At 66.5% G+C, this 22,877-nt stretch carries 23 protein-coding genes; 11 read left to right on the top strand and 12 right to left on the bottom strand.

The window, feature by feature from the left end:
• The first annotated feature begins 51 nt into the window (after positions 1-51).
• Positions 52-654 carry a TetR/AcrR family transcriptional regulator gene (locus ACQ66H_RS14830; RefSeq protein ID WP_430434641.1) on the top strand — a complete coding sequence of 201 codons (603 nt, stop codon included), beginning with the start codon at positions 52-54 and terminating at the stop codon, positions 652-654.
• Between the two features lie 279 nt (positions 655-933).
• Here the strand turns inward: ACQ66H_RS14830 and ACQ66H_RS14825 are convergent, their stop codons facing one another.
• Positions 934-1,710: a hypothetical protein gene (locus ACQ66H_RS14825; protein WP_430434640.1), complete on the bottom strand. Its 777-nt coding sequence runs from the start codon at positions 1,708-1,710 to the stop codon at positions 934-936.
• A complete protein-coding gene (locus ACQ66H_RS14820; protein ID WP_430434639.1) occupies positions 1,707-2,492 on the bottom strand; it encodes a zinc-dependent peptidase in 786 nt (261 codons plus the stop codon). The genes ACQ66H_RS14825 and ACQ66H_RS14820 overlap by 4 nt, the downstream gene beginning before the upstream one ends.
• A gap of 78 nt (positions 2,493-2,570) precedes the next feature.
• Between ACQ66H_RS14820 and ACQ66H_RS14815 the strand changes: the two genes are divergently transcribed.
• A complete protein-coding gene (locus tag ACQ66H_RS14815) occupies positions 2,571-2,702 on the top strand; it encodes a hypothetical protein (RefSeq protein WP_269744947.1) in 132 nt (43 codons plus the stop codon).
• A gap of 136 nt (positions 2,703-2,838) precedes the next feature.
• Here the strand turns inward: ACQ66H_RS14815 and ACQ66H_RS14810 are convergent, their stop codons facing one another.
• Complete coding sequence (locus tag ACQ66H_RS14810; protein WP_430434638.1) at positions 2,839-3,858, bottom strand: helix-turn-helix domain-containing protein; 1,020 nt, start codon at positions 3,856-3,858, stop codon at positions 2,839-2,841.
• 213 nt (positions 3,859-4,071) lie between these two features.
• On the opposite strand from ACQ66H_RS14810, the gene eat reads away from it, so the two are divergent.
• The 4 genes from eat to eutC all read left to right on the top strand — a co-directional run bounded on the left by eat (position 4,072) and on the right by eutC (position 8,642).
• Positions 4,072-5,475 (top strand): ethanolamine permease, encoded by a 1,404-nt coding sequence (gene eat, locus ACQ66H_RS14805; protein ID WP_430434637.1) that lies wholly within the window; start codon positions 4,072-4,074, stop codon positions 5,473-5,475.
• 10 nt (positions 5,476-5,485) lie between these two features.
• Positions 5,486-6,892, top strand: coding sequence for an ethanolamine ammonia-lyase subunit EutB (locus ACQ66H_RS14800; protein ID WP_430434636.1), 1,407 nt, complete (start codon positions 5,486-5,488; stop codon positions 6,890-6,892).
• Positions 6,893-6,930: 38 nt separating this feature from the next.
• Entirely contained in the window at positions 6,931-7,776 is an 846-nt protein-coding gene (locus ACQ66H_RS14795) for a TorF family putative porin (protein WP_430434635.1), read from the top strand.
• A 62-nt stretch (positions 7,777-7,838) separates the two neighbouring features.
• The gene (gene eutC, locus ACQ66H_RS14790) at positions 7,839-8,642 is read left to right on the top strand and encodes an ethanolamine ammonia-lyase subunit EutC (protein ID WP_430434634.1); all 804 of its coding nucleotides are present in this window, start codon (positions 7,839-7,841) and stop codon (positions 8,640-8,642) included.
• 95 nt (positions 8,643-8,737) lie between these two features.
• Here the strand turns inward: eutC and fliN are convergent, their stop codons facing one another.
• From fliN to fliF, 9 genes are all read right to left on the bottom strand, one after another.
• Complete coding sequence (fliN, locus tag ACQ66H_RS14785; protein ID WP_019917437.1) at positions 8,738-9,184, bottom strand: flagellar motor switch protein FliN; 447 nt, start codon at positions 9,182-9,184, stop codon at positions 8,738-8,740.
• Positions 9,181-10,206 carry a flagellar motor switch protein FliM gene (gene fliM / locus ACQ66H_RS14780; RefSeq protein ID WP_019917438.1) on the bottom strand — a complete coding sequence of 342 codons (1,026 nt, stop codon included), beginning with the start codon at positions 10,204-10,206 and terminating at the stop codon, positions 9,181-9,183. Before fliM ends, fliN begins: the two co-directional genes overlap by 4 nt.
• 26 nt (positions 10,207-10,232) lie before the next feature.
• Positions 10,233-10,841: a flagellar basal body-associated protein FliL gene (locus ACQ66H_RS14775; protein WP_430434633.1), complete on the bottom strand. Its 609-nt coding sequence runs from the start codon at positions 10,839-10,841 to the stop codon at positions 10,233-10,235.
• Between the two features lie 157 nt (positions 10,842-10,998).
• Positions 10,999-12,009 (bottom strand): flagellar hook-length control protein FliK, encoded by a 1,011-nt coding sequence (locus ACQ66H_RS14770; RefSeq protein ID WP_430434632.1) that lies wholly within the window; start codon positions 12,007-12,009, stop codon positions 10,999-11,001.
• Positions 12,010-12,077: 68 nt separating this feature from the next.
• Positions 12,078-12,515: a flagellar export protein FliJ gene (gene fliJ / locus ACQ66H_RS14765; protein WP_024300331.1), complete on the bottom strand. Its 438-nt coding sequence runs from the start codon at positions 12,513-12,515 to the stop codon at positions 12,078-12,080.
• Positions 12,516-12,595: 80 nt separating this feature from the next.
• Entirely contained in the window at positions 12,596-14,068 is a 1,473-nt protein-coding gene (gene fliI, locus ACQ66H_RS14760) for a flagellar protein export ATPase FliI (protein WP_430434631.1), read from the bottom strand.
• Positions 14,061-14,747: a flagellar assembly protein FliH gene (locus ACQ66H_RS14755; protein WP_430434630.1), complete on the bottom strand. Its 687-nt coding sequence runs from the start codon at positions 14,745-14,747 to the stop codon at positions 14,061-14,063. Before ACQ66H_RS14755 ends, fliI begins: the two co-directional genes overlap by 8 nt.
• A gap of 31 nt (positions 14,748-14,778) precedes the next feature.
• Entirely contained in the window at positions 14,779-15,771 is a 993-nt protein-coding gene (gene fliG / locus ACQ66H_RS14750; protein ID WP_020165334.1) for a flagellar motor switch protein FliG, read from the bottom strand.
• On the bottom strand, positions 15,764-17,488 hold the full coding sequence (fliF, locus tag ACQ66H_RS14745) for a flagellar basal-body MS-ring/collar protein FliF (RefSeq protein WP_430434629.1): 1,725 nt from the start codon (positions 17,486-17,488) through the stop codon (positions 15,764-15,766). Before fliF ends, fliG begins: the two co-directional genes overlap by 8 nt.
• 197 nt (positions 17,489-17,685) lie before the next feature.
• Here fliF and ACQ66H_RS14740 point away from each other — a divergent pair, with 197 nt between their 5' ends.
• The 5 genes from ACQ66H_RS14740 to ACQ66H_RS14720 all read left to right on the top strand — a co-directional run bounded on the left by ACQ66H_RS14740 (position 17,686) and on the right by ACQ66H_RS14720 (position 22,860).
• Positions 17,686-18,894, top strand: coding sequence for a sensor histidine kinase (locus ACQ66H_RS14740; RefSeq protein ID WP_430434628.1), 1,209 nt, complete (start codon positions 17,686-17,688; stop codon positions 18,892-18,894).
• Entirely contained in the window at positions 18,891-20,297 is a 1,407-nt protein-coding gene (locus ACQ66H_RS14735; protein WP_430434627.1) for a sigma-54-dependent transcriptional regulator, read from the top strand. The genes ACQ66H_RS14740 and ACQ66H_RS14735 overlap by 4 nt, the downstream gene beginning before the upstream one ends.
• 127 nt (positions 20,298-20,424) lie before the next feature.
• Positions 20,425-20,748, top strand: a complete 324-nt coding sequence (gene fliE, locus ACQ66H_RS14730; RefSeq protein WP_019917450.1) for a flagellar hook-basal body complex protein FliE — start codon at positions 20,425-20,427, stop codon at positions 20,746-20,748.
• 341 nt (positions 20,749-21,089) lie between these two features.
• Positions 21,090-21,887, top strand: coding sequence for a PEP-CTERM sorting domain-containing protein (locus tag ACQ66H_RS14725; RefSeq protein ID WP_430434626.1), 798 nt, complete (start codon positions 21,090-21,092; stop codon positions 21,885-21,887).
• 34 nt (positions 21,888-21,921) lie between these two features.
• A complete protein-coding gene (locus tag ACQ66H_RS14720) occupies positions 21,922-22,860 on the top strand; it encodes a PEP-CTERM sorting domain-containing protein (protein WP_430434625.1) in 939 nt (312 codons plus the stop codon).
• Positions 22,861-22,877: the final 17 nt, after the last annotated feature.

The following is a 22,877-nucleotide window of genomic DNA, read 5'->3' as shown; positions in this document are numbered from 1 at the left end:
AGGTCTGTCTACATACTTGAACAAGACAGGTCTGTCTGTCAACATGAATGGATGTTCACATCTCTCGACGATCTAGCCGGTCCCGGTCCGCTGCCGGAGCAGGATGCGCGAACCCGCGTCCTCGAATGCGCTTACCGGCTGTTTTACCGGCACGGACTGCGCGCCACCGGCATCGACCGCATCATTGCCGAGTCGGGTGTCGCCAAGGCTTCGTTCTACCGCCACTTTCCGACCAAGCAGGCGCTGGTCGAGGCCTATCTGGACCTGCGCCACGCGCGCTGGATGGGCTGGCTGGAAAGCCGCCTGACCGGCGCGCCGGACGCCGCTGCCTGGCTCACCGCGCTGCCCGCTGCGCTGGACGACTGGTTTCGCGCGCCCGGCTTCCGCGGCTGCGCTTTCATCAACAGTCACGCCGAAGCGGGTACGGAAGCACCGGCGATGACGGTGACCCACAAGCGGGAACTGGCAGCGCGCATCGAAGTTGCCTGTCGCGAGGCCGGTTGCGCGCGACCCGACGAGATGGCGGCCGACCTGCTGCTGGCGATCGAAGGCGCCATCGTGCGCGCGCAGATGGAAGGCGCGGACGCCGCCCGCGCACCGCTGGCTCGGGCGTTTGCGCGGGTGCTCGCGGGGGCGGAGCGTGCGCACGCCTGACGCGTTGCGTAGCGGGGATTTCGAGGTGTGCTTCGGATCGACATGTGCCGCGTGCGGCGGCCGCGTCGCGGCCAAGGCCGCTCCCACCGGGAAGCACGCCCGATCCGTGGTTGGAGCCTGGGCGAGGGTTCTGTGGGAGGGGTCTTCTGACCCCGACGGCGGCCTGCATCAAGACTGCGGACAGCGGCGTCCGTGTCACGGCCACGGCCGCTCCCACAGAGGCGCGCGCATCCCCGGGAGAGGGCGCGTGTGCGGTGAGTACAGCGAAGGGGCTTGTCTTCAGCGGCCGGCGTCGCCGCTGCGCCACCACGCCTGCATCGCCCGTCCGGAAGGTTCGTCGGCTTCGCCTTCCGGGTTCAGCGGCCAGTGCCAGCGTGAGCCGCTGGCCCAGCCGGCGCTGAAGAGGCGGTCCTGCAGACCGGGCAGCAGTACTTCGTCCGGCGCAGTCGCTCGTGTCTGCGCGTACTCGACGATCAGACAGGCGTGTGGCACGCGGCTCAGCGCGTCGATGTGCGCTTGCTGTATTGCCGTGCCGTAGCGTTCGACGGCCGCCTCGGCCTCACCGCTGTTCAGCAGTGCCGCGCACGGCAGTAGTGGCAGTTGCGACAGCAGGTTCACCGAGGCGCACCAGGCGTCGGCGGGCATCGGTGGTGAAGCGCGCTGCGGATCGCGCGACAGGTCTTCCAGCACGCCGCTCACGTCCTGCCGTGCACAGCGCACCCGGCCTCGATGGCGGCGAGCGGCGGCGCGCGCAGCCGGGCCGAAGCAGACGTCCACCAGATCGATGGTTTCGAACAGGTCTAGCAGTTCGCGCAGTGGCACGTCCTGTAGCAGACCGGCGCCCATGATCCAGGCGCGACGCGGTGCATCGGGAAGTGCGGCGGCACGGCGGGCAGAGGCGAGCAATGCGGCACGGGTCTGCGCGATGTGGTCCGCCCACTGCGCGCGCAGGCGGCGATGGCGCACGGCCAGTGCGGCCGCCTCGCGGCGCAGGCCGAGGCGCTGCGCTGCCGGCAGACACTCCATGCGTGCCCAGGCGATCAGTTCCTCGATCATGCGGCGTCCGGCGGGAACAGCGCGCGGGCGCGCGGTGCAGGGTCGAGCCGATAGAAGCGGGCCAGCTGCTCGTACAGATCCGGCCAGGCCTGCTGTATCAGATCCGGGATCTCGAAGAAGCACTCCGACATGACAGCGAAGAACTCGGCTGGGCTTTCCGCGGCGTACTCGTCGATGCCGGTATCGACGCCCGCATCGACGTCAGCGCAGAAGCGCTCGTAGGCGGTTGACCACACGCTGGCCCAGCGCTGCACGCTCATGCCGGCGTGCAGCGGCGGCAGGCCGTCCGGCTCGCCGTTGCGCATGTCCAGCTTGTGCGCGAACTCGTGGATGACCACATTGATGCCGTCGGCCGCCAGCGATTCCGGCTGCCAAGACAGCAGTACCGGACCGCCTTCCCACGCCTCACCGACCAGCGTGTCCTCGTATTCATGCACGACGCCGGCATCGTCGGTCACCCGTCGCGGCACGACGAAGTCGCCCGGATAGACCACCACGCCGACCCAGTCGTCGTACCAGTCCAGCCCGAGATTGAGCACCGGCACGCAGGCCTGCAGCGCGATCTCGAGCAGCATGTCGTCGGTCAGCACGGTGTCGTGGGCACCGTGGAATTCCTTGCCGGCGATGAACTGCCGCGCCAGTTCACGCAGGCGCGGCCGGTCGGCGGGGTCGAGGAAATCGAGCCAGGGCAGGCGGGCCTCGATGCGTTCCCACTGCTCGTCAGGTACGTCGGGCAATTCGGGTTCGACGGCGGAAACGAGTCGGCGCAGCCAGTGCAACATCCGGAAGTAATCCTCTCTTGCGCGGGGTGGGGTCAGCGCCTATTGTGAAGGCTCTGCAACCACGAAAGGAGGTGATCCGTGATGAAACGTCTCGCGATCCTGCTGGGGCTGGCGATGTTTGCGTCGTCCAGTGCCGTTCTTGCATGCCCAGGCGAAAAGCACGGCGACGCCAAACCCCAGAGCTCCCAGCCGGAGAAGCCAAAGACCTGATTCCGCGCAACTGTCGTGAGACAGGTGTGCGAGGGGCGACCGCGCAAGCGGTCGCCCTTTTTCGTTAACGCGGCGTGGGGCGGACACGTCGCGGCCTTGGCCGCGCTCACAACGACCGCCCTCACTGCCGCCCGCTTCAGAACGTCCCGTTCAGCGCCCGCCGCAATGTACTGGACGGCAGTTCGCCGAACAGTTCGCGGTAGTCATGCGAAAAATGCCCAAGGTGCCAGAAGCCCCATTGCATCGCGATGTCGTGCACGCTGCGCGCCGGGTCGCTGCCATGCTGCAGCGCGCGCCGCACCGCGTTCAGCCGCACGCGCTTCAGGTAATCCTTCGGCGCCATGCCGAGCACGCTGTTGAAGTGGTTCTGCAGCGTGCGGCGCGTGACGTGCAGGCGTTCGCACAGTTCATCGACGCCATCGACCGAGCTTTCGGGCTTCAGTGCGATGCGCCGCGCCTGCATCACGATGTCGAAACGGCGCTGTTCGAGCGCGGTGCGCGACGGCGGCGTCGGGTCGTCGCCCAAGCTGTCGAGCAGCAGATCGACCAGATCGGCACACAGATCGCCGGACGGTGTGGTGGCACCGACCGGTTCCAGCAGGCCTTCGATCAGGAAGCACAGTTCGCTGTGCCGCGACGGACTGAGCGCGCGGCTGGCGACCGAGCCGTGCAGCAGCAGCTGTTCGAGCTTGTGGCCGTGGCGGCCGGTCAGGCGTGAGGCGAGCCAGCCTTCGTCGGCGACGATGCCGTAGATGCCGAAGTCGCGCGGCGTGCGCAGCGTGAAGCCGCTGCTGGCACGCGCCATCATCAGGTGCACCCCATCGCTGTGCGGCCGGCCACAGAAGCGCACTTCGCCGGTGCGTGACAGATCGGGCAGGCCCATCCATACCGAGCCCGACCACGGGCCGCATTGCTGGCTGGTTTCCTGTTCCGTGTACTCGTGGAAAACCTGCAGCCGCGGGCCGTCCTCGACCAGCATCTCGCGGATGCAGCCGCTGAACACGCCCCCCGACAACTGCTCGTATTCCTGATGCCAGCGCGAAATATTGTCCGCGTGCTCGGCGACGTCGTCGCTGCGGCACACGCGGATTCCGTCCTTCGGGGCGCTTCTGGTGGCGTCCTCCGCGGTCGGGGCTGGCGCGATGTCATGTCCCATGTTCTGCCTCTCCTCCTGTCGCTCGCGCGAACAGGAATGTACCGTGATTGCAGGGACTTAGCATTCCCCGTGCCAACTGCCGCAAACAGCTTTTCCGATTCGGGATAGTGCACCGCCGCGACTTTTCCGATTCCGGATAGTGGGGACGCCTTCCCGGTGATCGAATGAAAAAGAGGTTCCGCGCCGGGCGGAACAGATCCGGGAGAGGAAAAAATGTCGTCAACACTGAACGCGGCGGGGGCGGGCGGCCCACAGTCGCTGAAGAAGGTGCTGGGCCCGCTGCAGCTGTGGGGCATTGCGGTCGGGCTGGTTATTTCGGGCGAGTACTTCGGCTGGAGCTATGGCTGGAACTCGGCCGGTACGCTCGGCTTCCTGTGCGCGACCGTGCTGGTCGCCGCGATGTACGCGACCTTCATCTTCAGCTTCACCGAACTGTCAACCGCGATTCCGCATGCCGGCGGCCCCTTCGCCTACGCGCGCCGCGCCTTCGGGCCATTCGGTGGCTTCATCGCCGGCTTCGCGACGCTGGTCGAATTCGTTTTTGCGCCGCCGGCGATTTCGCTGGCCATCGGCGCCTACCTGAACGTGCAGTTCCCCAGCGTCGATCCGAAGATGATCGCGCTCGGTGCCTACGTCGTATTCATCGCGCTGAACTGGGTGGGGGTGAGCATCGCCGCCACCTTCGAACTGTTCGTGACGCTGCTGGCCATCTTCGAACTGCTGCTGTTCATGGGCATCGTCGCGCCGGGCTGGAGCATGGCGAACTTCGTCGCCAACGGCTGGGCCGGTCAGAACGAGTTCTCCGGCGTTGCGTTGGCGGGCATCTTCGCGTCCATCCCGTTCGCCATCTGGTTCTTCCTGGCGATCGAGGGGGCGGCGATGGCGGCCGAGGAGGCGCGCGACCCGAAGCGCACGATTCCGATCGCCTACGTCGCAGGCATCCTCACCCTGCTGGTGCTTGCCTTCGGCGTCATGATCTTCGCTGGCGGCGTCGGTGACTGGCGTCAGATTTCCAACATCAACGACCCGCTGCCGCAGGCGATGAAGGCGGTGGTGGGCGAGAACAGCGGCTGGCTGCACATGCTCGTGTGGATCGGACTGTTCGGCCTGATCGCCTCCTTCCACGGCATCATCATGGGCTACTCGCGGCAGATCTTCGCGCTCGCCCGCGCCGGCTACCTGCCGCGCTACTTCGCCGCGCTCAGCCCGCGTTTCCAGACGCCGCACCGCGCACTGCTGGCGGGGGGCGCAATCGGCGTGGTCGCCATCTTCAGCGACTCGTGGATCAGCTTCGGCGGCCAGACGCTGACCGCCAACATCGTCACCATGTCGGTGTTCGGTGCCATCGTCATGTACATCATGTCGATGGCCTCGCTGTTCAAGCTGCGCAAAAGCGAGCCGCTGCTGGAACGTCCGTACCGCGCGCCGTTCTATCCGGTATTCCCGGCCATCGCGCTGGCGCTGGGCGTGTTCTGCCTCGGCGCGATGGTGTGGTTCAACACGCTGCTGGCCGGCGTCTTCCTCGGTCTGTTCGCGCTCGCCTCGGCCTACTTCTTCCTGACCGGCCAGCAGCGTGCCGACGCGCCTGAAGACGTGATGCTGGCCGGCAGCCGCTGAGGAGAGCGCCATGGCTTATCGCGTGACGGTGGGCGGGGAGGCGTTCAGCTTCCCCGACCTGAAGACGGTGATGGCCTGCGCCAGCCCGGCCCGCTCCGGCGACGTGCTGGCCGGCGTGGCCGCCGGCTCCGCGCTGCGCCGGGTGGCGGCGCGGCACGCGCTGGCCGACATCCCGCTCGCCACCTTCCTGAGCGAAGCGCTGGTGCCGTACGAGGAGGACGAGATCACCCGCCTGATCATCGACAGCCACGACCGCGAAGCCTTCGCACCGATCGCCCATCTGACGGTGGGCGGTTTCCGCGAGTGGCTGCTCGACGACGCGGCCGACGCCGACACGCTGGCCGCAGTGTCGCCGGGACTGACGCCGGAAATGGTGGCGGCGGTGAGCAAGCTCATGCGCAACCAGGACCTGATCGCGGTGGCGCGCAAGTGCCGCGTGGTGACGCAGTTCCGCAACACCATCGGCCTGCCCGGCCATCTGGCGGTGCGGCTGCAGCCCAACCACCCGACCGACGACCTGCGCGGCGTCGCCGCCTCGACGCTGGACGGCCTGCTGTGCGGCGCCGGCGACGCGGTGATCGGCATCAATCCGGCGTCCGACAGCCTGCCCGCCATCGCCAGCCTGCTGCACATGCTGGACGAGCTGATCGAACGCTTCGACATCCCGACCCAGAGCTGCGTGCTGACGCACGTGACCAATACGGTGAAGCTGATCGAGCAGGGCGCGCCGGTGGACCTGGTGTTCCAGTCGGTCGGCGGCACCGAAAGGACGAACTCCTCGTTCGGCGTCAGTCTGGCGGTGCTCGACGAGGCGTATGACGCGGCGCTGTCGCTCGGTCGCGGCACGCTGGGCGACAACGTCATGTACTTCGAGACCGGGCAGGGCAGTGCGCTGTCGGCCAACGCCCACCATGGCGTCGATCAGCAGACCTGCGAGGCGCGCGCCTACGCGGTGGCGCGTCGCTACAAGCCGCTGCTGATCAATACCGTGGTCGGCTTCATCGGTCCTGAATACCTTTACGACGGCAAGCAGATCATCCGCGCCGGGCTGGAGGATCACTTCTGCGGCAAGCTGCTCGGCCTGCCGCTGGGTTGCGACGTCTGCTACACCAATCACGCCGAAGCCGATCAGGACGACATGGACACGCTGCTGGTGCTGCTCGGCGCCGCCGGCATTCCGTTCGTGATCGGCGTGCCGGGGGCGGACGACATCATGCTCAATTACCAGAGCACCTCCTTCCACGACGCGCTGTTCCTGCGCCGCACGCTGGGCCTGAAACGCGCACCCGAATTCGAGCGCTGGCTGCAGTCCATCGGCCTGACCGATCCGAACGGCGAACTGCTGCGCGGCAGCGGCCGCGCGCTGGTCAACGGCATCACCTCGCTGGCTGCGCTGCCCTCGCCGCGCGCCGCGTGAAATCGACATCCATCTCAAACAGACCGGGAGCTTTCTTCATGACTTCGATCCGCCACACCACACTGCTCTGTGCAGCCCTGTTCGCCGCCGCGCCGCTGGCTCACGCCGAGGAGGCCGCGCCGGCCTCGGACTGGACCGTGCCGATGAGCGTCACGCTGGTCAGCGACTACATCTTCCGCGGCCAGTCGCAGACCTGGGGCGGGCCGGCGCTGCAGTTCAGCATCGAGGCCGCGCACCGTTCGGGTTTCTACGCCGGCTTCTTCGCCTCGAACGTGTCCGATCACTGGCTGCCGGGCGCAGCGGTCGAAACCGATCTCTATGGCGGCTATCGCACCAAGGTGGCGGACACGATAGGCGTCGATGTCGGCGCCGTGTATTACATGTACCCGGGTGCCAACTGGGACGATTCGCCCTTCACCGGCTTCAACGCGCGCAATCGTCTCGACACCGCAGAGGCCTATGTCGCGCTGAACTGGGAATGGCTCACCTTCAAGACCGGTCGCACGCTGAACGAGTACTTCGGCTGGAGCACCAACAACTCGCCGGTCAATGGTGGCTTCTTCGGCGACCTGTCGGCCGGCGTCACCGGCAACACGCGCGGTTCGCATTACTTCGAACTGAACGCTGCATACGACGTGGCCGAAGGGTGGAACGTCAGCGGTCAGATCGGTCGCCAGATCGTGCGCAATTCGACCGGACTGGACATCACCTACTACAAGGTCGGCGTCACCCGCGCGCTGCCGGATGGCTGGTCGGCCGGCGTGTTCTACTCGGCATCGAGCGAGCCGAACGCGTACAAGGACTTCGTCAGCCTGGACAACGGGCGGTCGGATTCCGACATTGCGAAGGACAAGCTGTTCGTCAGCGTGACCAAGGCCTTCTGAAATGGCGTCGGCCCCGGGCAGCGACGGCCGGGGCCGGCGCGAGGAACGTGAAGAGATGTGCGATGAAGGATGAAGACAAGGACGGCGCGCTGAGCGACAGCAAGGATGCCTGGGCGCTGTGGCGAAGTTTCACGTCGGCGCGCATCGGTCTGGGCCGCGTCGGCAACGCCGTGCCCACCGCGGAAGCGCTGGGCTTCGGTCTGGCCCACGCGCTGGCCCGCGACGCCATCCACACGCCGCTCGACGTGGCGGTGCTGGCCTCCGAACTGAACGCGCAGGACTGGCCGGCATTGCCGGTGAAAAGCCGGGCGCCCGACCGCGAAACCTATCTGCGCCGGCCCGACCTTGGCCGCCGGCTCGACGCCGATGACCGCGTGCGGCTGGACGGCATGCGCGGCGAGGGCTGCGATCTGGCGGTGGTGATCGGCGACGGATTGTCGTCGGCGGCGGTGGCGCGGCACGCGGTGCCGCTGCTCGCGGCGCTCTATCCACTGCTGCCAGAGGGCTGGTGCATCGCGCCGGTGGTGATCGCCACCCAGGCGCGCGTGGCGCTGGCCGACGAGGTCGGCGAGGCGCTGGGCGCAAGCATGGTGGCCATGCTGATCGGTGAGCGGCCGGGGCTCAGTTCGCCGGACAGCCTGGGTGTCTATCTCACATGGGCGCCACGCGTCGGCAGGTCGGACGCCGAGCGCAACTGCATATCGAATGTGCGGCCCGAGGGCCAGCCCTATGGTGCTGCCGCCTATCGCTTGAACTGGCTGATGCAGCAGGCGAGTGCGCTGCGCCTCACCGGTGTCGGACTGAAGGACGAAAGCGACCACACGCTGCCGCTGATCGACCGGGCGGGCACGCCACGGCTGGACTGAGCGGAAAGGCGCGGTGGCAAAGAAAAAGGGCGACGCATCTGCGTCGCCCTGAAACCCGATTCAATCTGGTCGAATCAGGAGGAGGTTCGTGGGCTTCAGCGCTTGAGCTTCTTCATGCGCTCGGCTGGGGTGATGATGTCGGTGAGGCGGATGCCGAACTTGTCGTTCACCACCACCACCTCGCCCTGCGCAATCAGCGTGCCATTGACCAGCACGTCCATCGGCTCGCCCGCCATGCCGTCGAGCTCGACCACCGAGCCGTGCCCCAGTTGCAGCAGATTGCGGATGGAAATCTTGGTACGGCCCAGTTCCACGGTCAGCTGCACCGGGATGTCGAGGATCATTTCGAAGTCGCGCAGGCCCTCGGCAGGCTTGTTCGCGCTTTCCCCGAACTGCTGGAATATGTTCGCCGGCTGCGCTTCCGCCGTCGTGTTGCCGGCGTCCAGTGCAGCGAGCGCTTCGTCTGCGGTGGTCTGTTCCGCCATCGCGGCGGCCCAGTCATCGTCGCTGATTTGCTCTTCGGCTTCGGCCAGATCGCTCATGGTTTTTCCTCACCTGTCTTCTTGCCCTGGGCGTTCAGGGCGTGCTCGATCAACTCTTCTTCGCCGGCCATGAAACGCTCGATGCGCAATGCGTAGTGCCCGTTCTGCACGCCGTACTTGCACTGCAACACGTCTATGCCATCGACCGAGGCCGTCACTGTCTCTGGGATAGTTATCGGAATGATGTCGCCAACCTTTAGGTTGTTGAGGCCGCCCAGCGTGAGCGAGCCGTCGCCGAGATTCACCGCCAGTTCGACCGCCGCGTCCTGCACCTGGCGGGTCAGCAGCTTGATCCAGCGGTTGTCGGAGCTCACGCTGTCGCTCTGCATCGACGAATTGAGGATGTCGCGCAGCGGCTCGACCATCGAATAGGGCAGGCAGATGTGCATCTCCGCCGACACGCCGCCCAGTTCGACGGTGAAGGTCGAGGCGACGACGATTTCCGACGGCGTGGCGATGTTGGCGAACTGCGAGTTCATTTCCGAGCGCATGTACTCGAACTTGATCTTGTGCACCGGCTCCCACGAGCGCTCGTACTCGGCGAAGAACACGTCGAGCAGGCCATGGATGATGCGCTGTTCGGTCGCCGTGAAATCGCGCCCCTCGACCCGCGTATGGAAGCGTCCGTCGCCGCCGAACATGTTGTCGATGACCAGGAACACCAGATTCGGGTCGAACACGACGAGACCGGTACCGCGCAGCGGCTTCACCTGGACCAGGTTCAGGTTGGTCGGTACCACCAGATTGCGGATGAATTCCGAGTACTTCTGCAGGCGGATCGGGCCGAGCGAAATCTCGGCGCTGCGCTGCATGAAGTTGAACAGGCCGATGCGCAGGTAACGGGCGAAACGCTCGTGGATCAGCTCCAGCGTGGGCATGCGCCCGCGGACGATTCTTTCCTGGGTGCCGAGGTTGTACGGGCGAATGCCGCCGGTGTCGTCCTCCTGGACGGCTTCGTCGGTTTCGCCGGTGACACCCTTCAGCAGGGCATCGACCTCTTCCTGGGAAAGAAAGTCGGACATGATCTTCCTCGCTGTTCTCTTCCGCGCTACTGCACGATGAAGGAGGTGAAGAGCACCGATTCGACCGGACCTATCGGCTCTTCGGGTTCGCCCTTGCGGTTGCGCGGCACCTCGCCGACGATGGCATTGACCGCGTGCTTGATGTCTTCCGCCAGTTGCTCGCGACCTTCGGTGGTACCCAGATCGGAGGCTTTCTTGCCGGACAGCAGCATCAGCACACGGTGGCGAATCTCCGGCATATAGGCCTTCAGGTTGTCGGCTGCCGGCTGTTCATCGACGCGCAGTGTCGCCTTGACCTGCAGGTACTGGTCAACCGCGCTCTCCGGTTGCAGGTTGACGGTGAAGGGGTCGAGTTCGACGAAGACCGGCGGCAGGCCCTTGGCTTCCGCGTCCTTCTTCTTCTTCAGCTTGGCCTTCTTCGCTTCCTTGGCCGCCGCGTCATGATCGTCCTCGGCAACGACTTCTTCGCCGTCCTCGCCTTCGTCGGCATGACTGCCACCCATCATGAAGAAGGCCGCGGCGCCGCCCAGTATCACCACCACCAGCAAGGCGATGATGATGACGAGCATCTTGTTGCCCTTCTTCTTCGGTGCGTCTGCTCCGGCTTCGTCCGGTGTGGCGGCTGCTTTGGCCATATTCGATGCTCCTGTCTGATTCGGAATTGTCGGCGGGCACACATGCCTTTCAATGTCCGAATAACGGCTGATTGATCCGTTTTTTTAGTGCCGGAGCGGTTTTTTGCTCGACAGGTGCATCCCGACCTTTGCGGCTGCCCCAGATTCCGGAGGTGAGTCAGGCGAACAGATCGACCAGTCCGGTGCCGCGCCGGGCTGTCTGGCTGACCGCAAGCTCGCCGCTGTCTCGACCGCGCTGGCCGCGCTGTTCTCCGCCCTGGCCCTCGCGCGAGGGCTGGTCGCTGCTGACGTTCGCCTCGCCCAGCGAAATGCCGCCTTCGGCCAGCATTTCACGCAGACGCGGCATCGCCTGTTCGAGCGCTTCGCGTACCAGCGGACTGGCCGATACGAATTGTGCGGTGCTCAGGTCGGAGCCGATTTCCAGCGTGATTTCGATGCGACCCAGGTGAGGCGGCGTCAGCACCAGTTCGGCCTTGCTCATGCCCTGGTCGGCCAGCCAGCTGATCTGGTGGCCGACGTCGTCGGCCCAGCCGGGCTGGCTCACCGGTGTGGCGACCGTCATCTCGGTCTTCGGCTGCTGGGCTGCCGCCATATGGGCGCGGAAGTCGGCGTGCTGTGCCTGCTGCATCGTACCGGTGGTGTTGTCGGCGAAGGCATCGGGCAGCACGTCGGCTGCGAGGTCGAAGTCCGGCAGCGTTTTGCCGTCCACCTCCGTTTCGCTGCCGGCCTGGGCGGCAATCCCTGCCGCCAGCGGCTCGGCATTGCCCTTGGCCGGCTTGCCGCCATTGCCGCCGGTGAGGTCAGACAATGCCGTCGTGGCTTCGCTTTCGCTGGAGGCAGCCGTTTTCAGCGCATCGGCCAGCTGCAGCACAGGCGTCAGCAGCAGGCCGGCGGCGAGCATGTCGGCGCCGCTCTGTGGTGTTTCGGTGGTGATCAGTTCCTGCGCGTCCTCGTCCGGCTTGATGGCGTCGGCCATCAGGTCGGCCAGCAGTTCGGGCGGAAGCTCGCGCCCCTGTCCGCTGGCCTGCAGATTGTCCTTGAGAAGGTTGGCGAAGGCGGCAGCGTCTTCGCCGCTGATTTCGCCAGCAATGCCGCGGATGTCTCCGACCGGGCCGGACGTGGCGAGTGGCGTGGATGAAGTGGGCAGGGTAAGCGTCGGTGCCGGCATGGTGATCTCTCCTGTGACGGAGGGACCACAGCACTATCCGTGCCAGTTGCCGGTACGGGTGGAGACGCTCAGTCGTCGTTGACCTGACGGCCTGAACGATCGTCGTTCACGCGCTGCTCGGCACGGGCCTGCTTGCGGGCAACGCCTGCGTGGTGTCGGTCGGACAGTGTTTCGAATGCCTTGACCCGGGTACGGGTGTCCAGCCATTCGCGCTGACCGGCCTGAGCGAGATCGCGCGAGCGTTCGACCTGCCTCTGCTGATGGCTGATCGCGTCGTCGATGCGGGCAAGAAAGGCGCGGTAATTGGACCACTGATTGGGCGTAAGACCACTGCGTGCGGCCGCCATGAACTGGCCCTGGTACTCGTTGCGGTACTGCTCGAGCATGTCGAGCTTGCGCGTGTTGTCCTGTTCGCTGGCCATCAGCGCAGCCAATGCACGGGCGGCTTCGTCCATGCGCGTGACGCTGAGATCCAGGATGGATTGGAGTCGGAATTGTTCAGCCATGACTTGAAAGCATCGTTCCGATCAGCGGGGCCGGGCGTGATCCAGATCACGCATTTTCGGCCAGTGACGGATTTTTGCAATCATGGCGTCTGACCGAAGATCTGGTGCAGCTTCATGACCGCATCCTCGTAGCCCTCGCGCTCGTCCATGCGCTGCTGCAGGAAGGCCTCCAGCGTAGGGAACATGTTCACTGCCTGGTCCAGTTGCGGGTCGGCGCCGGGCGCGTACGCGCCGACGGCGATCAGGTCGCGCGCACGCTGATAGCGCGACCAGTAGCCCTTGAAGCGGCGCACCAGATCGAAATGACTGGGCTTGACCAGGCCGTGCATGGCACGCGAAACCGATTGTTCGATGTCGATCGCCGGGTAGTGGCCTGAGTCGGCCAACTGGCGCGTGAGTACGAAGTGGCCGTCGAGGATGGCGCGCGCCGAGTCGGCGATCGGGTCCTGCTGGTCGTCGCCTTCCGCCAGCACGGTGTAGAAGGCGGTGATCGAACCGCCACCTTCCGGGCCGTTGCCGGCGCGCTCGACCAGCTGTGGCAGGCGGGCGAACACGCTCGGCGGGTAACCGCGGGTCACCGGCGGCTCGCCGATGGCCAGCGCGATTTCGCGTTGCGCCATCGCATAGCGGGTCAGCGAATCCATGATGAGCAGCACGTGCCGCCCCTGGTCGCGGAACCATTCGGCCACCGTGGTGGCGTAGGCCGCGCCTTGCAGGCGCATCAGCGGGCTGGTGTCGGCGGGGGCTGCGACCACCACCGAGCGGGCGAGACCGGCGGCGCCGAGGATCTGCTCGATGAACTCCTTCACTTCGCGACCCCGTTCGCCGATCAGCCCCACCACCACGACCTCAGCGGACGTGAAGCGCGCCATCATGCCAAGCAGCACCGACTTGCCGACGCCCGAGCCGGCGAACAGGCCGATGCGCTGACCGCGGCCCACGGTGAGCAGCGAATTGATCGAGCGGATGCCGGTGTCCATCGTGCGCTTGATCGGCTCGCGCAGCAGCGGGTTGACGGCGCGACTGGCCACCGAGCGCGAATGACGGGTGATCAGCGGGCCGAGCCCGTCGAGCGGGCGGCCGGCGCCATCGACCACGCGACCGAGCAGGGCGTCGCCGACCGGCAGGTGCTTGGCGCGGTCGGAGGCGCGCCGGCGCGGCTCCAGCCGCTCGGTCGTTGTCGGTCGTTGCGGGGCGGTTTCGAGCGGGATGACCTGGGCGCCCGGCGCGAGGCCGACCACGTCGTCGGTCGGCATCATGAAAAGCTTTTCGCCGTTGAAGCCGACCACCTCGGCTTCGCAGCTGTTGCCGCCCGGGACCATGATGCGGCAGCCCGAACCCAGCGGCAGCTTGAGGCCGGCCGCTTCCATCACCAGACCGTTGATGCGGGTCAGGCGACCGGCGTGCTGATAGGGATTGACGCGTCCGGCGAGCGTGCCGCAGTCGGTCAGGAAGCCGGACCACTTGCGCACGTGCACATTCGGTTTGCCGGCCGCCTCCGGATGCTCGTCCGTGCTGTCCGCGCTGTCCGGCTCCAACGTCGATTCAGTCATGTTCCAGCCACTCCGCGCCATCGACCAGCGATTCGACGATGCGGTCCCAGCGCGTCGGGACCGTGGCGTCGATCTGGCTGCCGCCGGATTCGACCTTGCAGCCGCCACGCGCGATGGCGCCGTCCTCAAAGATGCGGTGGCCCGCGTGCGTGAGCTGGTCGCCGATATGGCTGCGCACGACCGACGCGTCCTCCGGGTTCAGGTATATGGCGGTGTGCTGGTGCGGCAGCTGGTTGATTGCCTCGCGCACGACGGCGACCACTACCTCGGGATTCACCCGTATGGTCTGGCGCACGACGTTGCGCGCGATTTCGACGCCGAGGTTCAGCACCTCGCGGGCGATCGAGTTGTCGAGCGCTGCCAGAGCCTCTTCCAGTTGCTCGACGACGCTGTGCAGGCGCATCGCTTCCATGCGCACACGCGCCGTGCCCTCCTCGTAGCCGGCGGCATAGCCCTCGCGGTGCGCCTCCTGCTGCAGCTTCTCGATGTCGTCGGCGGTGGGAAAGCGGAAGGGCGCCGGCGTCTCGTCGTCCGTGTCAACCGCAGTCGCATTCTCCGGCGCCATCGCGGGGGGATGCGCTTGGTCGGCATCGACAGCCGGTTCCGGCGCCGGCGCAGGTGCGGCTTCCGGCGTATCGAACACCGGCATCTGCCAGGCAGTGAAGGATTCGCTGTTCATCGTGCGCAGCCTGCCTCAGAGCGGGCCATCGTCAAAGCATTTCCTCGCCACCCTTGCCACCCATGACGATCTGGCCTTCCTCGGCCAGGCGGCGGGCGATCTTCAGGATTTCCTTCTGCTCGGCCTCGACTTCCGACAGCTTCACCGGGCCGCGGCCTTCGAGGTCCTCGCGCAGCGCCTCGGCGGCGCGCGAGGACATGTTCTTGAATATCTTCTCGCGCAGTTCAGGCGAGGCACCCTTGAGCGACAGCACCAGCTGATCGCCGCTGACCTCGCGCAGCAGCGTCTGGATGCCGCGGTCGTCGATGTCGAGCAGATTCTCGAACACGAACATTTCGTCGACGATCTTCTGCGCCAGATCGGCGTCGTATTCCTTCACCGCATCGAGGATGGCCGACTCGTTGGCGCTGCCGACGAAGCCAAGGATTTCCGCGGTGGCCTTGATGCCGCCCAGCGTCGTCTTCTTCATCTTGGCCGAACCCGACAGCACGCGCGACATCGCCTCGTTCAGCTCGCGCAACGCCACCGGCTGCACGCCATCAAGCGTGGCGATGCGCAGTACCACGTCATTGCGCAGCCGTTCCACGAACAGCTTGAGCACTTCGGCCGCCTGGTCGAACTCCAGGTGGGTCAGGATGGTGGCGATGATCTGCGGGTGCTCGTTCTTGATCAGGTTGGCGATGGTGGCGGCATCGAGCCACTTCAGGCCCTCGATGCCGGCGGTGTCGGAGTCGTTCAGGATGCGCGACAGCAGGTGACCGGCGCGTTCCTCGCCCAGTGCCTTGGTAAGCATGTTGCGGATCAGCGTCTCGTCGGCCGACACGCGGCTGCCGGCAGCGGTCGCCTCGTCGAACAGGTCGAGCACCGCCTGCACCTTCTCGCGCGGCACGTTTTTCAGTCCGGCCATCGCGGTGCCGATCTTCTGCACCTCTCGCGGGCCGAGGTGGCGCAGCACCTCGGCGGCGGCGTCCTCGCCCAGCGTCACCAGCAGCAGGGCACTGCGTTCGATTCCCTCGTCATTCATCGCCGCTCACCCAGTGCTTGATCACTTCGGCCACCGCCTTCGGGTCGTTCTTCGCGAATTCACGCGCCGATTCGAGCTTCGTTTCGAAGTCGAGCTGGGCCCGCGCTTCCGGCGACATCTCGAGTTGCGCAGCCGAGCCGCCGGCGAGGGCGCCCGGGATGGGCTGGCCGTTCTCGTCGAGTGTCACGTCGCGTACTTCGGGCTCGTTCTCGTCCGCTTCTGCCGGCGTGGTCAGATTGCGCACCAGCGGGCGCAGCACGCCGAGCAGCAGGTAGGCCGCGACGCCAGCGACCAGCAGATACTTCAGCAGTTCGCGCGCAAAACCCATGGTTTCCGGGTCTTTCCACAGCGGCGTTTCGGGCGCTGCATCGACCACTTCGGTGAACGGCGCGGAGGCGACATTGATCGTGTCGCCGCGACCTTCGTTGAAGCCCATCGCCTCACGCGTCAGCGCGGTGATGCGCTGAATTTCCTCCTCGTTCAACGGCACCTGTACCACCTTGCCGTCCTTGTCGGTCTCGGTCTTGTGGTTAATCAGCACCGCCACCGACAGCCGCTTGATCTGGCCGACCGACTGGCGGACGTGCTGCACCGTCTTGTCGAGCTCGTAATTGGTGGTCGAGTCCTTGCGCGTATTGATCGGCAGCATTGCCGGCTGGCCGTTGGCGCCTTCGACCGCCGGCGTGCCCGGCGCCGGCGGCGTGGTGACCGGTGCGGTGGCCGGCGTCGGCGGCTGGTTGGTCAGTGCGCCCGGCACGCCGGCGGCATTCGGCTGATTGGTTTCCGACTCGCTGAGCTGCTGGCTGCGAATGGCCGCGTTCGGCGTCGGGTTTGGCTTGTAGGTTTCCGCCGTCTGTTCGGCCTGATTGAAGTCGATGTCGGCCGCCGTCTGGACACGGTAATTGCCGCGACCGACCAGCGGTTCGAGGATGCCCTCGATACGACGGATGGTGGCCGCCTCGATTTCGCCCACGTACTTCAGCTGGGTCGGGTTCAGCGACGCGTTGTCCTTGGCATCGCGGTTGTTCGACAGCAGATTGCCGTTCTGGTCGAGCACCGACACGCTGGTCGGCTGCAGCTGCGGCACGCTGGAAGCCACCAGGTGAACGATGCCGCCGACCTGTTCCGGCGTCAGCGTGCGGCCGCCGAGCAGGCTGACCACGACGGAGGCCGACGGCTTCTGGTCGTCGCGCAGGAAGGCGCTCTGTTTCGGGATGGCCAGGTGAACGCGTGCGCCGTTGACCGCCGCCAGCGTACCGATGGTGCGCGCCAGCTCGCCTTCGAGGGCGCGCTGGTAGGTCACCTGTTCGGAAAACTGCGACTGACCGAGCTTCTGGCTTTCCATCAGCTCGAAACCGACCGAGCCGCCGCGCGGCAGACCCTGCGCCGCCAGCTTCAGGCGGGTGTCGTGGACGAACTGCGACGGCACCAGGATGGCGTGGCCACCCTCGGAGAACTTGTAGGGCACGTTGCCCTGCTGGAGTGCGGCGACGATGGCGCCGCCGTCCTTGTCGTTGATATTGGAGAAGAGCACCTCGTAGTCGGGCGTACGGCTCCACAGCATCAGCCCGACCAGCAACGCGATGGCCATCGCCAGCCCGCCGGCCAGCGCCATCTTCTTCTGCATCGGCATTTCGGCCAGCCGTTGCTGGGCCAGTGCCAGCGGCGTTGCCGGCGAGGCGGGGGCGGCGTTCGGATCGAGTACGGCGTCGGCCATGGTTCGTCTCTTGCAAGTTGCTCGAATGCCGGGTGTCAACGCATCGGCACACCATCGAGGATGGGACGGATTCTCTGCCCCCCTCGCGCGTGGCGTTCCATGAATAAGGCGGGTTTTTGGCCGGCTGATTCCGGCCAATCCGTGGCTTGACGCTTGCTACGCTGGCACCATCGATCAATCCCCTGTCTACGACACGCATGTCAGAGCCGTCCGCCAGCGCCGCCGAACCGGCCCGCATTGCCCCCGAGGAGGCGGCGCGGCTGGCGGAGGCCTTCCGTTTGTTCAATGCCGCTTCGGCCGAACTGACCGAGGCCTATGGGGCGCTGGAAAAGCAGGTGGCCAGCCTGACCGAGGAGCTGGCGCAGGCCAACGGCGAGCTGCGCCGTCAGTACGAGGAAAAAGCGCGCCTGACCGATCGGCTGAGCACGCTGCTGAACCAGCTGCCGGCCGGCGTGGTCGTGGTGGATGGTGCGGGTGCGATCGAACAGGCCAATCCGGCCGCACTGGATATGGTGGGTGCGCGCGCCGGGGCAGGCTGGGAGAGCAGTGCCGCCCGACTGCAGCCGTCGGACGCACCGGCCGAATGGGACTGCATCGGCACCGACGGACAGCCGCGCAGGTTGTCGATGAGCGAGGCGCGGCTGGCCGGCGAGGATGCGCGCATCGTGCTGCTGCACGACATGACGCGTCAGCACGCGCTGAAGATCGCCGCCGCGCGCAACGAGCGGCTGGCGGCGATGGGCGAAATGGCCGCCTCGCTGGCGCACCAGTTGCGCACGCCGCTGGCGGCGGCGACTTTGTACGTGGGTACGCTGATTTCGCGTGACATGGCGCCGGACGACGTCAAGTCGATCGCCTCGCGCGCGCAGGGCCGGCTGCGGCATCTCGAACGGCTGATCCGCGACACGCTGATGTTCGCGCGCGGCGAGGTACTGGGCCGCGAAGCGATAGACGTGGCGACGCTGGTTGACGAACTGCAGCACACGGTCGAGCCGGTGGCGCGCCAGGCCGGCGTGCGGCTGACGGTGGAGGCGGCGTCAGGCAGCGTGTCCGGCGACCGCAAGGCGGTGGCCAGTGCGCTGGTGAGCCTGCTGGAGAACGCGGTGCAGGCCTGCGCCGACGGTGGCGAGGTGGCGCTGGCGGTCGAAGCGACGGACGGCAGCGTCAGTTTCGTCGTACGTGACAACGGTCGCGGCATCCCGCGCGAGATACAGGAAAGATTGTTCGAGCCCTTCTTCACCACGCGGGAAGAGGGGACCGGGCTGGGGCTGGCGATCGCACGCGGCGTGGCGCGCGTGCACGGCGGCGACATCGAATGCGAGTCCGCGCCGGGCGCGGGCAGCCGTTTCACCTTGCGCCTGCCTGCGCAGACGCCTGAAGACGTAGTGCTGGAGAACGGGCAATGAGCGAGAAGCTGAACATCCTGGTGGTCGAGGACGAACCCAATCTGCGCGATGCGCTGTGCCTGGCGATCGAATGCGCCGGCCACCGCGTCATCGGCGCCGCAGACGGCCCGCAGGCGCTGCGCATGATCGAGCGCAACACCGGCGAGCACGCGCTGAACCTGGTCATCACCGACCTGAAGATGCAGCCGATGGACGGTCTCACGCTGTTGCGCGAAATCCGCGCCCGCGAGCCGGTTCTGCCCGTGCTGCTGATGACCGCCTTTGGCGACGTCGAGAAGGCGGTGGCGGCGATGCGCGCCGGCGCCTGCGATTTCCTGCTCAAGCCCTTCGAACCGGACGTGCTGCTCGCTCACATCGACCGCTACGCCGCACCGGTGGTGGCACCGACCGACATGGTGTCGGAGGACGCCCGCACCCGTCAGGTGCTGGGCCTTGCGTCGCGCGTGGCGAAGTCCGAGGCGACCGTGCTGCTGACCGGCGAGTCCGGTACCGGCAAGGAAGTGTTCGCGCGCTACATCCATCAGCAGTCGGCGCGCGCTGGCCAGCCCTTCATCGCGATCAACTGCGCGGCGATTCCCGACAACCTGCTCGAAGCGACGCTGTTCGGCTACGAAAAGGGTGCCTTCACCGGCGCCACGACCGCACAGGCCGGCAAGTTCGAACAGGCCGACGGTGGCACGCTGCTGCTCGACGAAATATCCGAAATGCCGCTGTCGCTGCAGGCCAAGCTGCTGCGCGTGCTGCAGGAACGCGAGGTCGAGCGCGTCGGCGGCAAGAAGCCGGTGCCGCTCGACATCCGCGTGTTGGCCACCAGCAACCGCGACATGGAAGCCGAGGCGCGCGCGGGTCGCTTCCGCGAGGATCTCTATTACCGCCTGAACGTGTTCCCGATCGCCATTCCTTCGCTGCGCGAGCGGCCGGGTGACATCGTGCCGCTGGCACGCCACTTTCTCGCGGCCTGCGCCAAGGCGCAGGGCAGGGCACTGAAGCTGGGCGAATCGGCGGCGGCAATCCTTGCCGGCCATGACTGGCCCGGCAATGTGCGCGAACTGGAGAACACCATGCAGCGCGCCGCCATTCTGGCGCCGGGTGATGCGGTCGAGGCGGAGCACATCGTGCTCGGCAGCCAGCGTGTCGCGCCGCGTCCGGTGAGCGAACCGGCGCCGACCTTGGCTGCTGCGGCGCCGGTGCCTGCCGCAAACGATGCGCCGCCGAATGCCACGCCGGACGCGCCGGTCAAGGTGAAATCGGTGCGCGACATGGAACGCGACCTCATCCTCGAAACGCTGGCCGCAGTCGGTGGTTCGCGCAAGAAGGCCATCGAGAAACTCGGCATTTCGGAACGCACGCTGCGGTATAAACTTGCGCGCTACAAGGCGGATGGTCTGCTGCGCGAGGGGTAAGTCGAGCGCTTTGCCTGCTTGGCCCGGTTATTGCAAGGAAACCGCTGAACAGGTCATGAACGCCGAAATTGCCTCGGCGGACAGTCCGTAACCGGCATTTTTTGCCGGCGGGCACAGGAGAAACTGCATGAACACCAGCCTCAACCAGATGATTACCGAGCTGCGCTCGACCGCGCAGACCGCGGCGAACAAGCCGGTCGGCAAGGTCGATGCGGCGTCCGGCGGCGCTGACTTCGGCGAGGCGCTGAAGAACGCGATCGAACAGGTCAATGCGGCGCAGCAGGAAGCGCAGAAGATGTCGGAAGGTTTCATCACCGGCAGCAATACCGAAGCCAACCTGCAGGACGTGATGATCGCGTCGCAGAAGGCCAGCCTGTCCTTCCAGCAGATGGTGCAGGTGCGCAACAAGCTGGTGAACGCCTACCAGGACATCATGAACATGAGCGTCTGAGCGTCTGAGCGCCGACGCGCATGACCTCGACAGGGACCGGCCACAAGGCCGGTTTTTTTTCGTCCGGCTCGCCGGCACCCTCCTTCAATTGACAATAGTTCTCGTTTGAACGAAGCTCATAGAACCTGAGTGTCGGTCCTTCGCGCCGGCCGGGGTATGCCGGAACGACACTTCCGCATTGCCGTTCCGACCGCAGTTTCGCCAGCCCGTCGGCGTCCGCCGCCTCGCAAGCCTCCGCGTCCATCCGTCGCCAGCCGCGCCCGCCGCCGGGCCGCGTTGCCAGCCTCTTCGTCCTTCGTCGGCGGTGCCTGCACCGCCGATCCGATTGCAGAGGTATCCCGATGTCAGTACCGATCAACGTGACGCTGCCGGCCGTTCGCGTGCTGCTGCGCACTGCCGCATGCAGCCTGATTGCGCTGTGCATGGCGGTGCCCGCGTTCGCCGGCCACTTCCCGATGTACGCCGCCTGGGCGCAGCAGGATGGGCCGGGCAGCGCCCTCACCCTGACTTACAGTTTCACCAATCTGCTCGACGGTAGCCTGCTCGATGGCGCGACCGGCGCGCCGCTGCCCGCGTCGCTGTTGCGCAGCGCGTTCGAACGGGCGCTGTGGGACTACGCCGCGGTGCTGCCCATCCATTTCGTAGAGGTGAGCGATAGCGGACCGTTGCCGGAAACCGGCGAGTACGAGCCGACCGGGCTGGCCGACATCCGCGTGGGGCAGGTGGCGCACATCGCCGACGCGAATGCCTATGCTTATTTTCCGTTCTCGCCGGACAGCGGTCTGGCCGGCGATATCGTGTTCAATGCCGGACGCTTCGGCAATGACTGGACGCCGCTCTGGTTCTACGCGGTCGCCCAGCACGAGCTGGGCCATTCGCTGGGCATGGGGCACTATGTCAACGACGATCCGGTCACGGTCGGACCGGCTGCATTGCTGGCTTACGAAGGTCCGGTTTTCCCGCTCGACGAGGCCACACGCGCCGCGCTGCAGGGCGTATATGGCGCAGGCGTCGGTTCGGTGACGCCGCTGTCGCCGGTGCCGGAGCCGGGCGCTTCGGCGCTGATGCTCGCCGGTCTGATCGTGTTGCGTGCGAGGACGCAGCGTCGCACATCGCGGGGGAGCGGACGTCATGGCTGAACGTGCATGCAGACTTCACCGGCTGAGCGCTCGCATGGCGCTCGCCCTGGCGCTGTTCGCCGGCGTTCCGAATGCGGTGTCGGCACTGCAGATCGAGTTCGACTACCGCTACGACACGCGCGGCTTCTTCACCGATCTGGCGACCGGTGAGCCGCTGGCCGAACGTCGCGCGTTGCTCGATCTTGCCGCGTCGTTCTACGGAGGCTTCACCGACACGCTGACTGCCATCGCACCCGGAGCAGACGACAACTGGTCGGTGTCCTTCGTGCATCCCAGCCTCGGCGGCCCGGGCGTGACGCTGGTGAACGAAACGATCGCCGCCGACACGCTGCGCATCTACGTCGGCGGCTCGCCGAGTGCGCCCGGCGTGCTCGGCTTCGCCGGCACCGGATCAAACCTGCAGGTCAGCGGTGACGCGGATTTCGTTGACGCGGTGACGACGCGCGGGCAGGCCGGTATGGCGCAGGGGACCGACTATGCCACCTGGGGGGGCTACATCTGGTTCAACGCCAGCAACGACTGGTACTTTGGCCCGGACGCCGGCGGTCTGACTGCGGGCCGGCCCGACTTCCTGACCACCGCGACGCACGAGATCGGACACATTCTCGGCTTCGGCGAAGCCGACACCTGGTATGCCAATGTCGATCCCGACAGCGGGCTGTTCGTCGGCGCGAACGCGGTCGCGGCCTACGGCGGTGGCGTGCCGCTGGACCGCTACGGCAGCCACTGGGCCGAAGGTACGCACAGCCTGCGCGACGGCGTGCTGCAGGAAACGATGATGGATCCGAGCACGCCCGCTGGCGAGCGCCAGCTGCCGACTGCGCTCGATTATGCCGGTTTCGCCGATATCGGCTGGCAGGTGTCGGCGGTGCCGGAGCCGGCCGGCTGGGCGCTGCTGCTGAGCGGTGTCGGCGTCGTCGCGGTCCGGACGCGGCGCCGGCGCATCTGCCTGGCAGAAGTCGTGCGCAGGTGAGCGGACGCGGGCTTCGC

Origin of the sequence: Methyloversatilis sp. (assembly GCF_965284615.1) — a bacterium.
Taxonomy (GTDB): domain Bacteria; phylum Pseudomonadota; class Gammaproteobacteria; order Burkholderiales; family Rhodocyclaceae; genus Methyloversatilis.
This window is presented reverse-complemented; position numbering and strand designations above follow the sequence as displayed.

Coding starts and splice junctions, on each gene's coding strand:
- ACQ66H_RS14820 (WP_430434639.1), bottom strand. CDS start 2,492: ATGTTGCACTGGCTGCGCCGACTCGTTTCCGCCGTCGAACCCGAATTG.
- fliM (WP_019917438.1), bottom strand. CDS start 10,206: ATGTCCGACTTTCTTTCCCAGGAAGAGGTCGATGCCCTGCTGAAGGGT.
- fliF (WP_430434629.1), bottom strand. CDS start 17,488: ATGGCCGACGCCGTACTCGATCCGAACGCCGCCCCCGCCTCGCCGGCA.
- ACQ66H_RS14735 (WP_430434627.1), top strand. CDS start 18,891: ATGAGCGAGAAGCTGAACATCCTGGTGGTCGAGGACGAACCCAATCTG.
- ACQ66H_RS14810 (WP_430434638.1), bottom strand. CDS start 3,858: ATGGGACATGACATCGCGCCAGCCCCGACCGCGGAGGACGCCACCAGA.
- ACQ66H_RS14795 (WP_430434635.1), top strand. CDS start 6,931: ATGACTTCGATCCGCCACACCACACTGCTCTGTGCAGCCCTGTTCGCC.
- eutC (WP_430434634.1), top strand. CDS start 7,839: ATGAAGGATGAAGACAAGGACGGCGCGCTGAGCGACAGCAAGGATGCC.
- fliJ (WP_024300331.1), bottom strand. CDS start 12,515: ATGGCTGAACAATTCCGACTCCAATCCATCCTGGATCTCAGCGTCACG.
- eat (WP_430434637.1), top strand. CDS start 4,072: ATGTCGTCAACACTGAACGCGGCGGGGGCGGGCGGCCCACAGTCGCTG.
- fliE (WP_019917450.1), top strand. CDS start 20,425: ATGAACACCAGCCTCAACCAGATGATTACCGAGCTGCGCTCGACCGCG.
- fliN (WP_019917437.1), bottom strand. CDS start 9,184: ATGAGCGATCTGGCCGAAGCCGAAGAGCAAATCAGCGACGATGACTGG.
- ACQ66H_RS14740 (WP_430434628.1), top strand. CDS start 17,686: ATGTCAGAGCCGTCCGCCAGCGCCGCCGAACCGGCCCGCATTGCCCCC.
- ACQ66H_RS14830 (WP_430434641.1), top strand. CDS start 52: ATGTTCACATCTCTCGACGATCTAGCCGGTCCCGGTCCGCTGCCGGAG.
- ACQ66H_RS14770 (WP_430434632.1), bottom strand. CDS start 12,009: ATGCCGGCACCGACGCTTACCCTGCCCACTTCATCCACGCCACTCGCC.
- ACQ66H_RS14775 (WP_430434633.1), bottom strand. CDS start 10,841: ATGGCCAAAGCAGCCGCCACACCGGACGAAGCCGGAGCAGACGCACCG.
- ACQ66H_RS14720 (WP_430434625.1), top strand. CDS start 21,922: ATGGCGCTCGCCCTGGCGCTGTTCGCCGGCGTTCCGAATGCGGTGTCG.
- ACQ66H_RS14755 (WP_430434630.1), bottom strand. CDS start 14,747: ATGAACAGCGAATCCTTCACTGCCTGGCAGATGCCGGTGTTCGATACG.
- ACQ66H_RS14825 (WP_430434640.1), bottom strand. CDS start 1,710: ATGATCGAGGAACTGATCGCCTGGGCACGCATGGAGTGTCTGCCGGCA.
- ACQ66H_RS14725 (WP_430434626.1), top strand. CDS start 21,090: ATGTCAGTACCGATCAACGTGACGCTGCCGGCCGTTCGCGTGCTGCTG.
- ACQ66H_RS14800 (WP_430434636.1), top strand. CDS start 5,486: ATGGCTTATCGCGTGACGGTGGGCGGGGAGGCGTTCAGCTTCCCCGAC.
- fliG (WP_020165334.1), bottom strand. CDS start 15,771: ATGAATGACGAGGGAATCGAACGCAGTGCCCTGCTGCTGGTGACGCTG.
- fliI (WP_430434631.1), bottom strand. CDS start 14,068: ATGACTGAATCGACGTTGGAGCCGGACAGCGCGGACAGCACGGACGAG.